General features: G+C 42.6%; 9 protein-coding genes. All 9 read left to right on the top strand.

Going from position 1 to position 15,715, the window contains the following annotated elements; genetic code table 11:
• The first annotated feature begins 85 nt into the window (after positions 1-85).
• Entirely contained in the window at positions 86-751 is a 666-nt protein-coding gene (locus tag R7Z78_RS06630; RefSeq protein ID WP_169644518.1) for a hypothetical protein, read from the top strand.
• Positions 752-977: 226 nt separating this feature from the next.
• Positions 978-3,584 carry an aminopeptidase N gene (gene pepN / locus R7Z78_RS06625; RefSeq protein ID WP_104975330.1) on the top strand — a complete coding sequence of 869 codons (2,607 nt, stop codon included), beginning with the start codon at positions 978-980 and terminating at the stop codon, positions 3,582-3,584.
• A 65-nt stretch (positions 3,585-3,649) separates the two neighbouring features.
• Positions 3,650-3,868, top strand: coding sequence for a DUF2835 domain-containing protein (locus tag R7Z78_RS06620; RefSeq protein ID WP_005377440.1), 219 nt, complete (start codon positions 3,650-3,652; stop codon positions 3,866-3,868).
• Between the two features lie 201 nt (positions 3,869-4,069).
• Positions 4,070-8,911, top strand: coding sequence for an NAD-glutamate dehydrogenase (locus R7Z78_RS06615; RefSeq protein ID WP_042522994.1), 4,842 nt, complete (start codon positions 4,070-4,072; stop codon positions 8,909-8,911).
• A 311-nt stretch (positions 8,912-9,222) separates the two neighbouring features.
• On the top strand, positions 9,223-10,233 hold the full coding sequence (gene pyrD, locus R7Z78_RS06610; RefSeq protein WP_005377443.1) for a quinone-dependent dihydroorotate dehydrogenase: 1,011 nt from the start codon (positions 9,223-9,225) through the stop codon (positions 10,231-10,233).
• Positions 10,234-10,401: 168 nt separating this feature from the next.
• A complete protein-coding gene (locus R7Z78_RS06605) occupies positions 10,402-10,944 on the top strand; it encodes a cell division protein ZapC (RefSeq protein WP_005377444.1) in 543 nt (180 codons plus the stop codon).
• A gap of 486 nt (positions 10,945-11,430) precedes the next feature.
• The gene (gene rlmKL / locus R7Z78_RS06600) at positions 11,431-13,551 is read left to right on the top strand and encodes a bifunctional 23S rRNA (guanine(2069)-N(7))-methyltransferase RlmK/23S rRNA (guanine(2445)-N(2))-methyltransferase RlmL (protein WP_104975329.1); all 2,121 of its coding nucleotides are present in this window, start codon (positions 11,431-11,433) and stop codon (positions 13,549-13,551) included.
• A 21-nt stretch (positions 13,552-13,572) separates the two neighbouring features.
• The gene (locus tag R7Z78_RS06595) at positions 13,573-13,815 is read left to right on the top strand and encodes a glutaredoxin family protein (protein WP_017821808.1); all 243 of its coding nucleotides are present in this window, start codon (positions 13,573-13,575) and stop codon (positions 13,813-13,815) included.
• Entirely contained in the window at positions 13,793-15,712 is a 1,920-nt protein-coding gene (locus tag R7Z78_RS06590) for an ABC transporter ATP-binding protein (RefSeq protein WP_104975328.1), read from the top strand. The genes R7Z78_RS06595 and R7Z78_RS06590 overlap by 23 nt, the downstream gene beginning before the upstream one ends.
• The last annotated feature ends 3 nt before the right edge of the window (positions 15,713-15,715 follow it).

Genomic DNA, 15,715 nt, shown 5'->3' with positions numbered 1-15,715 from the left:
CCAATAATTTACGTGATCTACATCTAAAATTTCGCGAAAGTGAGGACTACTGGCTAAGCTAAAAGAAAACGATAAGGATGCCGATATGAAGTGGTTCTTTATTTTACTTAGCTTTTGCTGCTTTAGTGTGTTTGGTGGAGAAAACACCAGAGAAGATGAATTAAGTCACTTTGACACGCCGTTTCTCATCGGAGACTGGTATTTGATGAACCCAAACCCCGAAGAGTCGGCTGAAAACTTTCGTGCGATCAAACTCTCATTAGGTTCTGACTACAGCTTTTCTATTGATATTCAAAAGAAAGACTATTCCGTTGACCATTGGGAAGGGCTGTATAACGCAAATGAAGACACCATCGTTCTTGGTTTAAACACCGACGAGCCTCAAATTTATGCCTATCGCAACAACCATAATACGCTTGATCTTAATAGTGTAACATTCACTAAGGGATTATCCAATTCACTTGCAGGTATTTGGTCTAGCTCTCACGTATCTGGCGACGGTCTTGTGGCAAACAACATTAATCAGATGGATTTGATACTTCAACCTGATTTCGTGTTCATGTTTAGGGTTTCGAACGAAGAAGGGGATGAGTCCATCAAACAAGGTGTGTTTTACACAGAAGATGAGTTTCTGGTTCTGTTGTATGAAAATGGCGAGCATGGAACCACGTATAAGCTCAACAAGAATGAGCTAACGATCGAAGATTCCAATGGTGATATGTACGCCGTACTCAATAGAGTTACGCCATGATGCCTTTAACATGCGCCAAATTACGCGTGCGTACGGTAAGTCATTAATGTTGTTTAAATGTTAATCAAAAAACGGAGCTAGAGCACTAAAAGCTCCGTTTTTTGATGGAAAGACTTGTATTCTGATACCACAACCCCTACAAATAGCTTATATAGTGATACCAGAACTGCATTTTTGATCATGCAGTCTGGTATTTTTGTTGTTCGACATACAAGGATTTATGCTCATGTCTCAAGCTCCCCTGGCCAAATATCGTAAAGATTATAAAGAGCCATCTCATGCGATTACTGATATCGATCTTACTTTTGATCTATATGACAATGACACAATCGTTACGGCGGTATCAAAAGTTGCTCAAAAAGGCGATACAACAACGCTAGAGCTCGATGGCGAAGGGCTTGAGCTACGCGCTGTAAAAGTAAATGGTGAGGATTGGGCTCATCACGAGGTGAAGGAGTCATCGCTGGTACTGACCGATCTTCCATCCGAGTTTGAACTTGAAATCGTCACCAAAATTGATCCTGAAGCGAATACAGCACTCGAAGGTTTGTACAAATCAGGCGGCGCATTTTGTACTCAGTGTGAGGCTGAGGGCTTCCGCCGTATCACGTACTATCTAGACCGTCCGGATGTTCTAGCAAAATACACAACAAAAGTGATCGCAGATAAAGCGGTTTATCCATATTTGCTGAGCAATGGTAACCGAATTGCAGAAGGCGATGCAGAGAACGGTCGTCACTGGGTTCAATGGCAGGATCCGCATCCAAAACCAGCTTACTTGTTCGCCCTTGTTGCAGGCGACTTTGATGTATTGCGTGACAAATATACAACGATGTCAGGTCGCAGTGTTGATTTAGAAATCTTTGTTGATAAAGGTAACTTAGATCGTGCAGGCCATGCGATGACATCGCTGATCAACTCGATGAAGTGGGATGAGGAACGCTTTGGCCTAGAATACGATCTGGATATTTACATGATCGTTGCTGTTGATTTCTTCAACATGGGTGCAATGGAAAACAAAGGCTTGAACATTTTTAACTCAAAATATGTGCTGGCGAACGATCAAACTGCGACAGATCGTGATTATTTAGGCATCGAAGCTGTGATCGGTCATGAGTACTTCCACAACTGGACTGGCAACCGTGTCACTTGTCGTGACTGGTTCCAACTAAGTCTAAAAGAAGGCTTAACCGTATTCCGAGACCAAGAATTCTCTTCTGACTTAGGCTCTCGTGCTGATAACCGTATTGATAACGTACGTATTATTCGTGGTCCTCAATTTGCGGAAGATGCAAGCCCAATGTCTCACCCGATTCGTCCTGACAAAGTCATTGAGATGAATAACTTCTACACGCTAACGGTGTATGAAAAGGGCAGCGAAGTTATTCGTATGTACCATACACTCCTTGGCGAAGAGGGCTTCCAAAAAGGAATGAAACTTTATTTTGAACGTCACGATGGTACCGCCGCGACGTGTGAAGACTTTGTTTCTGCAATGGAAGATGCCACCGGTGTTGATTTAAAACAGTTCCGTCTGTGGTACAGCCAATCGGGTACACCAACGCTGCGCGTAAATAGCGAATACAACGCTGATGCAAAAAATTACGCACTAACGGTAGAGCAATTTACGGAGCCGACGCAAGACCAAGCAGAAAAACAAGCGCTGCATATTCCGTTCGATATCGAGTTGTATGATTCGAAAGGTCGAGTTATCCCACTGGTGATTAACGGTGAATCAGTTAATAACGTGCTGGATATTAAACAAGATAAGCAAACGTTCGTATTTGAAAATGTCGAAGAACAGCCAGTGCCATCTTTGTTGCGTGAATTCTCGGCACCAGTCAAATTAGAATACGATTACAGCGATGACGAGTTAGTCTTCTTGATGAAGCACGCAACGAACGATTTTGCTCGATGGGACGCTAGCCAAATGCTATTGGCTAAATACATTCGTCAGAATGTGAAAAACGTTCAAGCGGGACAAGAAGTATCGCTTTCTGAAGGTGTGATAGATGCTTTCCGCGGTGTGCTGTTGGATGAAACGCTTGAGCCAGCTTTCATTGCTCAAGTTTTCTCTATGCCTTCAATCAATGAGATTACTGGTTGGTACCAACAAATTGATATCGATGCCGTAGACAAAGTGCTAAACAGCATTACAGTGTCACTTTCTAAGGAATTAGAAGATGAGCTAAGTGCGACTTATCACACGCTTAAGCAAACAGAGTATACGATCGACCATGCTGCTATTGGCAAGCGTGCTTTACGTAACCGTTGCCTACAATACCTAGCACATACGGCAAAAGGTAATGATTTAGTCAACGCACAATACGCATCTGCAAATAACATGACAGATACGATTGCTGCGATGAGTGCTGCAAATAACGCTCAGCTCGAGTGTCGTGAAGCACTTATGGCTGATTACAGCGATAAATGGAAGCACGATGGTTTGGTTATGGATAAGTGGTTTGCACTGCAAGGTAGCAATCCTGCAGAGGATGCTCTTGAAAAAGTAAAAGCAACCATGAACCACGAAGCATTTAGTTTGAAAAATCCGAACCGTACGCGCAGCTTAGTTGGCTCGTTCTTAAGTGCGAACCCTGTACGTTTCCATGATAAATCCGGTGTAGGTTACCAGTTTGCCGGTGAAATTCTTCGCCAACTAAATGATTCGAACCCACAAGTAGCTTCTCGAATGATTGATCCTTTACTTAAGTTCCGTAAATACGATGAAGCTCGCCAAGCAATGATTCGTGCAGAACTTGAAAAGCTCAAAGCAATGGATAATCTTGCTAAAGATCTATTCGAAAAAGTGACTAAAGCACTAGACGAATAGTAAACAACACAATAGGGTGGTCATTAAGGCCACCTTATTTGTTTATGTCACTTAGTTTTCACTTCATGAACTATTACTACTTCAATCTCAACATTTCATATCAAACGTTTTTATCTCATTATTCTGGTGCGGCAAGTGTTGTTCAAGTTGTCACACACAACGGTTTGCGTTTACAGTTACCCGCCGCGAGATTTAGACCATTTCTTAGTCAATTGGGCGTTAGAGGCCAGTTTAGACTAACAACTGACCAAAATAATAAGTTTCTTAAGTTAGAAACTCTGTGATGTATTGTATTTGCAGAGAGTTAAATAGGAATCTTAGTCACAGAATCGGACATTTCACCTCTTACCACTACGATTAGTTGTTAAACATTTGTAATTATGCTTTTACAATGGGCACATGCATTACCTATGCTTAGTTTCTAAGGTAACAACCTAGCTACTAAGTCCCCCTACAAAACAACAATTCTAATGTGGAGTGTGAATATGACCGCGCGTGAAAATGTAGTGCCGGTTCTGCTTGAAAAGGTTTACCAACTGATTCAAGACAAACTCGAGCTTTCTCACCAAACGCTTGTAACTAAACTTGCTCAACACTTATTCAGTAACATTGCTGATGATGATCTAATTCAGCGAAACGAATCCGACCTTTATGGTGCTGTCGTTAGCCTTTGGCACCATATCAATGAAAAAAAACCAGAAGAGATTTCGGTTCGAGTATTTAACCCGACCGTAAGTCGTCAAGGCTGGCAATCCACACACACAATCGTAGAAATTGTTGTTCCAGATAGTCCATTCTTAGTGGACTCAGTCAAAATGGCTTTAGCACGTTTGGATCTTGTTTGTCACCTAATGTTGAATAACCCAACACAGATTCAGCGTGATAAAAAAGGCCAAGTTACAGACGTAAACGGTGAGGGTGGTGTTCTTCAATCACTTTTCCACATAGAGGTAGACCGCCTTACTAGTAAAGACGAGATGCAAGCGCTTAAAGAAGAGCTGTTAAGAATTCTATCTGATACTCGCTTAGTCGTTGATGACTGGAAGCAGATGGTTGATAAGCTTAAGTTTGTTACTGATGAACTTGAGAAAAATAAAGATCGTGTTTCTATCCAAACTGATCGTATGGATGAAACGATCGCATTTCTTCGTTGGCTAGAAGATCATAACTTTACCTTTATGGGTTATAAAGATTATGACTTAAAAGAGGTCAATGGTGATACCGAACTTGTTCCTGCTAAAGAAAAAGGACTAGGTCTGTTTGCTGATGACAAGCGCGTGCGTAGCGTCAAGCTCTCTGAATTATCAGATTCAGCGCGATTAGAAGCGAAAAAACCATACGCTCTGATCATCACCAAAGGTAACAAAGCATCTCGTATCCACCGTCCGGCTTATACTGATTACATCGGTATTAAAAAGTTTGATGAAAACGGTAAAGTAATAGGTGAGCATCGCTTTACTGGTTTATATACCTCCGCCGTTTACAACCAAGCGGTACAAAGTATTCCTCTGATCCGTGAAAAAGTTGACCGTATCCTTGAAGCAAGTGGATACCGCCACGGATCATACTCATACAAAGCATTGCACAATATCTTAGAAAACTACCCACGCGACGAGTTGCTTCAAGCTAATGAAGAAGAGCTGCTTGAGGTGGGAATGGGTGTTGTACAAATGCAAGATCGTGACTTGCTGCGTTTGTTTGTTCGTAAAGACCCATTTGGTCGTTTCTTCAGTTGCATGGTTTATGTCACTAAAGATCGTTACAACACAGAATTGCGTCGTCAAACTCAACGCATTCTTAAGCAGTACTTTGGTTGCGAGCAAGAGGTTGAATTTACAACGTACTTCTCAGAAAGCCCACTAGCGAGAACACATTACATTGTTCGTGTAGACAATAACAACATTGACGTAGACGTGAAAAAGATCGAGCAAAATCTAATGGAAGTTTCTACCTCTTGGGATGACAGACTAAAAGAATCCATCATTGCTAACTTTGGTGAAAGTAAAGGCCTTCCTCTTTCAAAAGAATATATGAGTGCGTTCCCTCGCTCATACAAAGAGGACATGATGCCAGGTTCTGCGGTTGCAGATATCGAGCGCTTAGAAGCGTTAAGTGATGATAATAAACTTGGTATGTTGTTCTACCGACCTCAAGAAGAGGGAGCAGATTCCAAAGCTGTCCGCTTAAAGTTATATCATCGCGATGAACCAATTCACCTTTCTGACGTAATGCCGATGTTGGAAAACCTTGGTTTGCGTGTGATTGGCGAATCGCCATATGAGATCGAGAAAAACAACGGTCAGACCTTCTGGATCCTTGACTTCTCTATGCTGCATAAGAGCGAGAAAACCGTTGACCTTCGTGAAGCTCGTGATCGTTTCCAACAAGCATTTGCTGCCATTTGGGCGGGTAATCTTGAAAGTGATGGTTTCAACCGATTGTTATTAGGTGCGTCTTTATCTGGCCGTGAGATTTCCATTCTTCGCGCTTACGCACGATACATGCGCCAAGTCGGCTTCCCATTCAGTCAGCAGTACATCGAAGACACGCTAAGCCACTACCCAGACTTAGCGACAGGTCTAGTCAAGCTGTTCACCAAGCGATTTGATCCGAAACACAAAGGCAGCGAGAAAGGCCAAAACGATCTAATTAAAAAGCTAACAGAGCAGTTGGATCGTGTAGAGAGCTTGGATGATGATCGTATTATTCGTCGTTATATCGAAATGATCATGGCGACGCTTCGTACCAACTACTACCAAGTAGACGAGAATAAGCAGCCTAAGCCTTGGTTATCTTTGAAAATGAAGCCAAGCGATATTCCTGAGATTCCGCAGCCTGTACCTGCATTCGAGATCTTTGTTTACGCACCAGATATTGAAGGTGTTCACCTTCGTGGTGGAAAAGTGGCTCGTGGTGGTTTGCGTTGGTCAGATCGTCAAGAAGACTTCCGTACGGAGATTCTTGGCTTAGTGAAAGCGCAACAGGTTAAGAACACTGTAATTGTACCAGTGGGTGCAAAAGGCGGCTTCGTTTGTAAACGCCAGCCATCTCTCACCAGTCGTGATGAAATTTTTGCGGAAGGTCAGCGTTGTTACAAACGCTTTATCCGTGCACTGCTTGATGTGTCAGATAACATCATTGAAGGAGAGGTGGTACCACCACAAAACGTTGTTCGTCACGATGAAGATGACCCATATCTAGTAGTGGCTGCCGATAAAGGCACAGCAACCTTCTCAGATTTGGCAAACTCTGTTTCTGCAGAATACAACTTCTGGCTAGGTGACGCATTCGCTTCAGGTGGTTCAAACGGTTACGATCACAAAGCAATGGGAATCACCGCAAAAGGTGGTTGGGAATCTGTTAAACGTCACTTCCGTGAAATGGGCATCAACTGTCAGACCACTGATTTTACTGCAATCGGTGTAGGTGATATGGCAGGTGACGTGTTCGGTAACGGTATGCTGTTATCGAAGCATATTCGATTGCAAGCTGCGTTTAACCACATGCACATCTTTATTGATCCAAATCCAGATTCAGCCAGCAGCTGGGAAGAGCGTAACCGCTTGTTTAATTTGCCAAGATCAAGCTGGGAAGATTACAACAAAGACTTGATCTCTCAAGGTGGTGGCATCTTCTCTCGTCGATCAAAATCGATCCAGTTGACGCCAGAAATTCAGAAAATGTTAGGTACGAAGAAAGCATCTTTAGCGCCTAACGATCTGATAAAGATGATCTTGAAAATGAAAGTCGATCTTCTTTGGAACGGTGGTATCGGCACTTACGTTAAATCATCGACAGAAACTCATACAGATGTTGGTGACCGTGCTAACGACATGCTGCGCATTGACGGCCGTGACTTAAGAGCCAAAGTGGTTGGCGAAGGTGGTAACTTGGGTATGACTCAGCTTGGTCGTATCGAATACGCACTAACTGGCGGTCGAGTGAACACGGACTTCGTTGATAACGTAGGTGGCGTTGACTGTTCGGATAATGAAGTCAACATCAAGATCTTCCTCAATGGACTGGTTTCAAATGGCGATCTTACGGTTAAGCAACGTAACCAAATTCTAGAGTCTATGGAAGACGAAGTGGGTGAAATTGTCTTGGATGATGCTTACCGTCAGTCGGAGTCGATCTCTGTTACTGAACAGCAAGGTGTTGGCATTGTTAAGGAGCAAATTCGATTCATCCACACTATGGAGAAAGCAGGGTACTTGGACCGTGCTCTCGAATACATTCCTGATGATGAAACGCTAATCGAGCGTGAAAAACAGGGACTAGGTCTGACTCGCCCTGAGCTATCAGTGTTAGTTGCCTACGGTAAAATGGTACTTAAACAGCAACTTGTTACGGATGAAATCGCAAATGATGAATTCCATGCAAAACAACTTGTTGAATATTTCCCAAGTGCGTTACGACGTAACTATAAAGATCAAATGGTTAATCACCCACTGCGAGCTGAAATTATCGCTACAGCATTGGCTAACCAGATGGTTAATGAAATGGGCTGTAACTTCGTTACTCGTTTGCAAGAAGAAACTGGTGCAAGTGTTGTCGATATTGCCAACGCTTACAGTGCGGCTAGAGAAATCTTTGATTTAGAAGAAATCCTCAAGCAAACTCGCAAACTTGATAACGTTGCCACAGCGCAAGCTCAATACGAAATTATGTTTTACGTGCGCCGAGCACTGCGTCGAATTGCACGCTGGTTGCTTCGTAACCGTAGCGGCAAATGCACGGTCGGTGAGTTGATTGCTATCTACAAGCAAGATGTCAATGTTATCACTGAAACCCTAGACACTATGTTAGTTGAGTCTGAAGTTGAAGAACACAATGAGTTGGCTCAAGGTTGGATAGAGAAAGGGGTTGAAGAGAAACTCGCTCACCAAGTTGCCCGCTTATCAAGCTTACAATCTGCACTGGATATTTCATCAGTAGCAAGTGAAACAGGTAAAACGGTTGAGCAAGCATCGAAACTCTACTTTAACTTGGGTGACCGTTTATCGTTGCATTGGTTCTTGAAGCAAATTAATAGCCAAGCCGTTGATAACAACTGGCAAGCACTTGCAAGAGCGGCATTCCGTGAAGATCTGGACTGGCAACAACGTCAACTTACCGCTCAGGTACTGACTTGTGGCTGCTCAACCGAAGAGCTTGACGTGATGGCTGCGTTAGAAGATTGGATTGAAACTAACGAGCAATCGTTGCACCGCTGGGAGAGTATCTTAAACGAGTTCAAAGTTGGCTCAGTACACGAATTTGCTAAGTTCTCTGTAGCACTTCGAGAGCTAGTACTTTTAAACCTCAACTGCTCATCGAAAGAGTAGTGGAATAATCAAGTCATAAGTAAAAGCCTCGTTATTTAACGGGGCTTTTTATTATCTATTATTCACATTTGGAAAGAAAATAGTTACATTGTCACATTGAGTTGAAATTAAAACAGAGTGAAATCGATTGCTTTTAAGCGGTTAGTTACGATTTTTATCGCAGAAACTTGATTGTAATTGTTTGTTTTATATTTGAAAATCTTATAAAGATATAGGTTTTTACTTATTACGTTCATTTTCATTGAATTACGATGAAAAACGGTAAATAATATTGTCCCGTTTATACGGGGATTTTTTCTTTCGGAGGCACAATGCTTTACCGTCTAGCCAGAACTGGCTTTTTCCAACTCGATGCCGAGAAGGCACATGATCTTGCAATCAAGAACTTCCAACGCTTTAACGGCACACCACTTGATCTCTTTTACCGCCAACAGTTACCAACTCGTCCAGTTGAGTGTATGGGTCTAACATTCCGTAACCCTGTTGGTCTTGCGGCTGGTTTAGATAAAAACGGCGAATGTATTGAAGCATTTGATGCCATGGGCTTTGGCTTTGTCGAAGTCGGCACTGTAACGCCACGACCACAACCAGGTAATGATAAACCACGCCTATTCCGTTTAGTGGAAGCAGAAGGGATCATCAACCGCATGGGCTTTAATAACCTAGGCGTTGATAATTTGATCGAGAATGTTAAACGAGCAAAATTCAATTGTGTTCTCGGAATTAACATCGGTAAAAATAAAGATACGCCAATTGAGAAAGGGGCAGAGGACTACCTGATTTGTATGGAAAAAGTGTATGAGTATGCTGGCTATATTGCAGTAAACATCTCATCGCCAAACACTCCAGGTCTTCGTTCACTTCAATATGGTGAAGCGCTTGATGAACTGCTTTCCGAATTAAAGGCGAAACAAGCGGAGTTATCAGAGAAATACAACAAGTATGTCCCGTTAGCATTAAAGATTGCGCCAGATTTAAGTGACGATGAAATCTGCCAAATCTGCGATTCTTTATTGAAAAACAATATAGATGGTGTGATCGCGACTAACACAACTTTGGATCGCACGATCGTAGAAGGGATGAGACACGCCAATGAGGCAGGTGGCTTGAGTGGTCGCCCTGTGCAATCACGCTCTACGGAGGTCGTACGTAAGCTTCATGAAGAGCTTGGAGACAAACTTCCAATTATCGGTGTTGGTGGTGTAGATTCCTATGTTGCAGCCAAAGAAAAGATCATGGCAGGCGCTAAACTTGTTCAAGTCTACACTGGCTTTATTTACCACGGCCCTGGTCTCGTACGTGATATTGTTAAGAATCTTTAACATATACATCAAAAACTACTGAAAAATCAGTACCTGTTACATAAAAAAGAGGACTTTGTTTCCTCTTTTTTTTTATCCGTTCGTTTGTAGAATTTAAAAATCACGAGTAGGTAATTAAGCGTCTTACCTCTTTACCACTGATTTAACTAGTCAAGAGAGAACGGAATAATGCTTAAACCCAGCGACAAATGGAATTGGTATTTTGACGAGCAAAAAGCTTGCTTAATGCTGGATCTGGGGGAGGAAATGATTTTCCAAACCAATCTATCCCGAAAATTGTTGGTTAACTGTGCCTTCTCAAACAGTGAATTTACCGTTGATGACGCCAGCGCATTTCAAACGTTTAATGAGCGCATTCGCTGTCTCGATATCAGTGAATATCGCCAAGCTGAATTAACACTGTATTGTGTTGCTGCAAAGCGTTTTCATAAACCTGTACAGCCTAAGAGCTGGTTCTTCGATGCACAGTCCTCTGATTATGAACCTCAAGAAGGGGACATGGTCTTTCTCACAAATCAATATTCTGATGGTATGTTCATCGTTCTAGAACCAGGCGAAACATCGAGCTTATGTGCTTATGTTAACCAAGAAGCCTTTGTTCTTGATGGCAATAAGGCGCTTCAATTTGGGCAGCCGATTAAAGTAATGCATGATCGCATGGCTTGTGCAAACCACCTCTTTGCAATGACCCCTATGGCAATGGTGGGTTAAAGCTGTTTAATTTTTCTTTATTTCGTTCCTTTGTTTGCCTTAATCGACCTTATTGGGTCGATTTTTTTTGTCCTTTCCTCTGACACTCCAATCCGAAAGACCATGAAACTGTTTGTTTTCTATGCATGCAAACATGAAGCTGGTCACTTTTATTTTACTTATTTCAATTTGATTACTCCTTTAATTAGGCAACCTATCGCCTAAAACAACCCTATTTATTCCCCTATAAAGGGTATTTGTAAGTAATTTACACCAACCAATCCAGACTGGTATATACCAAAATGCATGTAAATAAGTATTCACTTCTTCTAAAGGAAACAAAATATGTTCATGAATGAAAAACATTCAAACTAAAGATGTTGAAAGTTTTAGATCATTTGAGTGGTGATGATTTGAACTAACGGGTGGGAAAATACCTTTAAAAACGAGGCATTGATCGTAAAGTCAGGTATAATTGAAGCCATTTTTTATCAGCGAAAGAACACTATGAATCAATATCTCGCGGTAACTTCAAATGGCATGGAAAATTTGCTTGTTGAAGAACTGACTAAACTAGGCATTGAAAATGCGAAACCAGTACAGGCAGGCGTAAAATTTAAAGCGACAAACGAACAGGTTTATCGCTGTTGTTTGTGGAGCCGTTTAGCGTCTCGATTTGTACGTGTTTTATCTGAGTTCACGTGTAACAACGACATGGACTTGTATCTATCCACTTCCACTATTAACTGGGTTAACCAATTTCATAGCTCTAAACGCTTTGTTGTGGACTTTAACGGCACAAACCGTGAGATTAGAAATAGCCAATACGGGGCTATGAAGGTCAAAGATGGCATCGTAGATTGCTTTGAGAATAAAGGCTTGCCACGTCCTAATATCAGCAAAGAACGCCCAGATATTCGTATTCACGTTCGTTTGCACAAAGATAAAGCGTTGCTTGGGATAGACATGGTAGGTAGTGGTCTTCATCAGCGTGGTTATCGACCAGAATCGGGTCGTGCGCCATTACGTGAAACGCTTGCTTCTGCGATTATCATGCGTTGTGGCTGGGATGGGCATCAACCACTACTCGATCCAATGTGTGGTTCTGGTACTTTGCTTATTGAAGCGGCAATGATGGCAGCCAACATGGCACCTGGCGTTAAGCGCAAACAATGGGGCTTCGAAGTTTTGGAAGACTTTGAACCGGAGACCTGGGCTGAGATTAAATCAGAGGCTAATGTTCAAGCTAGACGAGGTGTCAGGAAAGTTGACGCTAAGTTTTTTGGATTCGATAACGACCCCAAAGTATTAAAAGTCGCTCAAGAAAACGCCCGCAGAGCAGGTGTTGAAGAGTTGATTGAGTTTGCGCAAGGTGATGCTGCAACTATTACTCGTCCCGCAGGATTTGAACACGGTGTTATCGTTTCAAACCCACCTTACGGTGAGCGTCTAGGAACTGAGCCGGGGCTGATTGCGCTCTATACCGCATTCGGTGGACAGCTAAAATCTGAGTTTGGCGGATGTAAAGCATCTATCTTCTCTAGCTCAGACGAGCTCTTGAGTTGCCTTCGTATGCGCGCTGATAAACAGTTTAAATTGAACAATGGTGCGTTACCGTGTCACCAAAAGAACTACAGCATTGCCGAGCGCAACGCTGATGAAGTGAAAGGTGCAGATACTAACATTCAAATCGCACCAGACTTCTCAAACCGTTTGAAGAAAAACATTGGCAAGATTGGCAAGTGGGCGCGTAAAGAGAAACTAGACTGCTATCGTATCTACGATGCAGACCTTCCAGAATACAACGTAGCGATCGACGTGTACGGCGATCAAATTGTGATTCAAGAGTACGCAGCACCTAAGAACATCCCTGAAGAAAAAGCCAAGCGTCGTCTAACGGACATTATCCGTGCGACGATTCAGGTGACCGGTGTCGAAGCGAACAAAGTTGTACTGAAAGTTCGTGAGAAGCAGAAAGGTCGAAGCCAGTACCAAAAATTAGGTCAGGTATCAGAGACGCTCGAAGTAAACGAGTACGGTGTGAAGCTGATCGTGAACCTTCATGACTACCTAGACACAGGCCTGTTCTTGGATCATAAGATCACTCGTCGTCGTCTTGGCGAAATGGCACAGGGTAAAGATTTCCTTAACTTGTTTGCTTACACTGGTAGTGCAACAGTGCACGCTGCAGTTGGTGGTGCGCGTTCCACTACAACTGTCGATATGTCAAACACCTACTTGAACTGGGCGAAAGACAATATGCAGCTTAATGGCTGTGTAGGGCGCCAACATAAATATGAACAAGCGGACTGTTTGCAATGGCTAGAAAACGCAAAAAGTGAGTACGACTTGATCTTTATTGACCCACCTACGTTCTCTAACTCTAAGCGTATGGAAACATCATTCGATGTACAACGTGACCACATTAAGCTAATGAAGAACCTCAAACGTTTACTGAGAAGTGAAGGCACAATCGTATTTTCAAATAACAAACGTCACTTCAAGATGGATGAAGAATCACTCGCTGAATTGGGTTTGAAGGCTCAGAGTATTTCTTCTCAAACGTTACCATTAGATTTTGCGCGTAATAAACAGATTCATAACTGTTGGCTAGTAACGCACGCGTAGTATAAACAAAAGGATTAATACGTGCTGATATTGTATAGCACGGAGGGATGCCATCTTTGTGAGATGGCATTTGCTCTAGTAGACCAAGTCGGTTTGGCCGAGCAAACAGATATCATCGATATTGCGTTCGATGATGTACTATTTTCTCGTTACGGTGTCACAATACCCGTATTAAAATATCAAGATTCTGAGTTGAACTGGCCGTTTGACTTAGAACAACTCACACATTGGTTGGATAATAATGGCATTACTTACCATTCATAACGCACAACTTGCATTTGGTGACCACCCATTGCTAGACAAAGCGGAGTTCGCTCTTCAAGAAAACGAACGCGTTTGTTTAGTTGGTCGTAACGGAGCAGGTAAGTCCACGTTAATGAAAGTGCTTGCCGGCGACATTTTGATGGATGATGGCAAGATTCAAATAACTCAAGACGTAGTAGTTTCTCGGCTTGAACAAGATCCACCGCGCAATCAAGAGGGTACAGTTTACGAATACGTATCTGGCGGTTTGGCTGAAATCGGCGAACAATTGAAGATCTATCACGATCTTCTCGATCTTGTTGCTCAAGACCCAAGTGAGAAGAACATTAACCGTTTGGCGAAAGTTCAAGAGCAACTTGATCATTCTAACGCTTGGCGCTTTGATGACCGTGTTAAGAACGTACTTGGCTCTTTAAAACTAAGCCCAGAAACCAAACTGACCGATCTATCCGGTGGCTGGCAACGTAAAGCTGCTTTAGCTCGTGCGCTGGTTTGTGATCCTGATGTATTGCTTCTTGATGAACCAACAAACCATCTCGATGTGACAACGATCGAATGGTTAGAGAACTTCTTAAAAGACTTCAAAGGCTCGATCATCTTTATTTCTCACGACCGTGCATTCATCAAGTCGATGGCGACACGCATCGTTGACTTAGATCGCGGTCAATTAGCTTCTTTCCCTGGTAATTACGAACAGTATTTGAATGACAAAGAAGAAATGCTTCGCGTCGAAGAAATGCAAAATGCTGAGTTCGATAAGAAACTAGCTCAGGAAGAAGTGTGGATTCGTCAAGGCATTAAAGCACGTCGTACTCGTAATGAAGGCCGTGTTCGAGCCCTTAAAAAGCTTCGTGAAGAGCGTCGTGACCGTCGTGAAGTTCAAGGTAAAGTTAACCTAAACATCGATGATGCTTCTCGTTCAGGTAAGATTGTATTTGAAGCAGAAAATGTATCTTTTGCTTACGAAGGCAAGACAATTGTCGACGACTTTAGCTTTAACATCATGCGTGGTGACCGTATTGCACTTATCGGACCAAATGGCTGCGGTAAGAGTACGGTACTTAAATTGCTACTAGGGCAATTGGAAGCGCAGTCTGGTCGTTTACACTGCGGAACAAAATTAGAAGTCGCGTACTTTGATCAGTACCGAGAGATTTTGGATCCAGAAAAGACAGTGATCGACAACTTAGCGGATGGGAAACAAGAAGTAATGGTTGGGGGACGTCAGCGTCATGCGCTGAGTTATCTTCAAGACTTCTTATTTGCACCTAAGCGCGCCAGAACCCCGGTTAAGGCACTTTCTGGTGGTGAGAAAAACCGATTATTGCTAGCCCGTATCTTGTTGAAACCAAACAACTTACTTATTCTTGATGAACCAACTAACGATTTGGATATCGAAACGTTGGAACTTTTAGAAGAAATGCTTGCCAATTATCAGGGTACATTATTGTTAGTGAGTCACGACCGTGAGTTCGTAGACAACACAGTAACAACCAGCTGGATTTTTGAGGGTAACGGTATAATCGAAGAGTTCGTTGGTGGTTATCATGATGCTAAACAGCAGCGTGACCAAGTTCTTGCTTCGCGCAGTCAGGTTGAAAAACCAACGAAGAAAGAGAAAGTGGTTGAGGAAACTCCCAAAACTACGCAACCTAAGAACAATTCGAAGAAGTTATCGTATAAGCTGCAAAGAGAATTAGAGGCTCTACCAGCTAAACTTGAACAATTAGAGTCGGATATCGAGAGCCTTCAGGAGCAAGTGAACGATCCAGAGTTCTTTGCTAAACCTGTAGAGCAAACTCAGCCGGTATTGGAACAGCTTGCTGCACTAGAGCAGGAGTTGGAAATCGCATTCGAGAGATGGGAAGAACTCGAAGCAATGCAACAGGATAGTTAAGAA

It is taken from the genome of Vibrio sp. 1167 (assembly GCF_033340375.1).
Lineage (GTDB): Bacteria > Pseudomonadota > Gammaproteobacteria > Enterobacterales > Vibrionaceae > Vibrio > Vibrio alginolyticus.
This window is presented reverse-complemented; position numbering and strand designations above follow the sequence as displayed.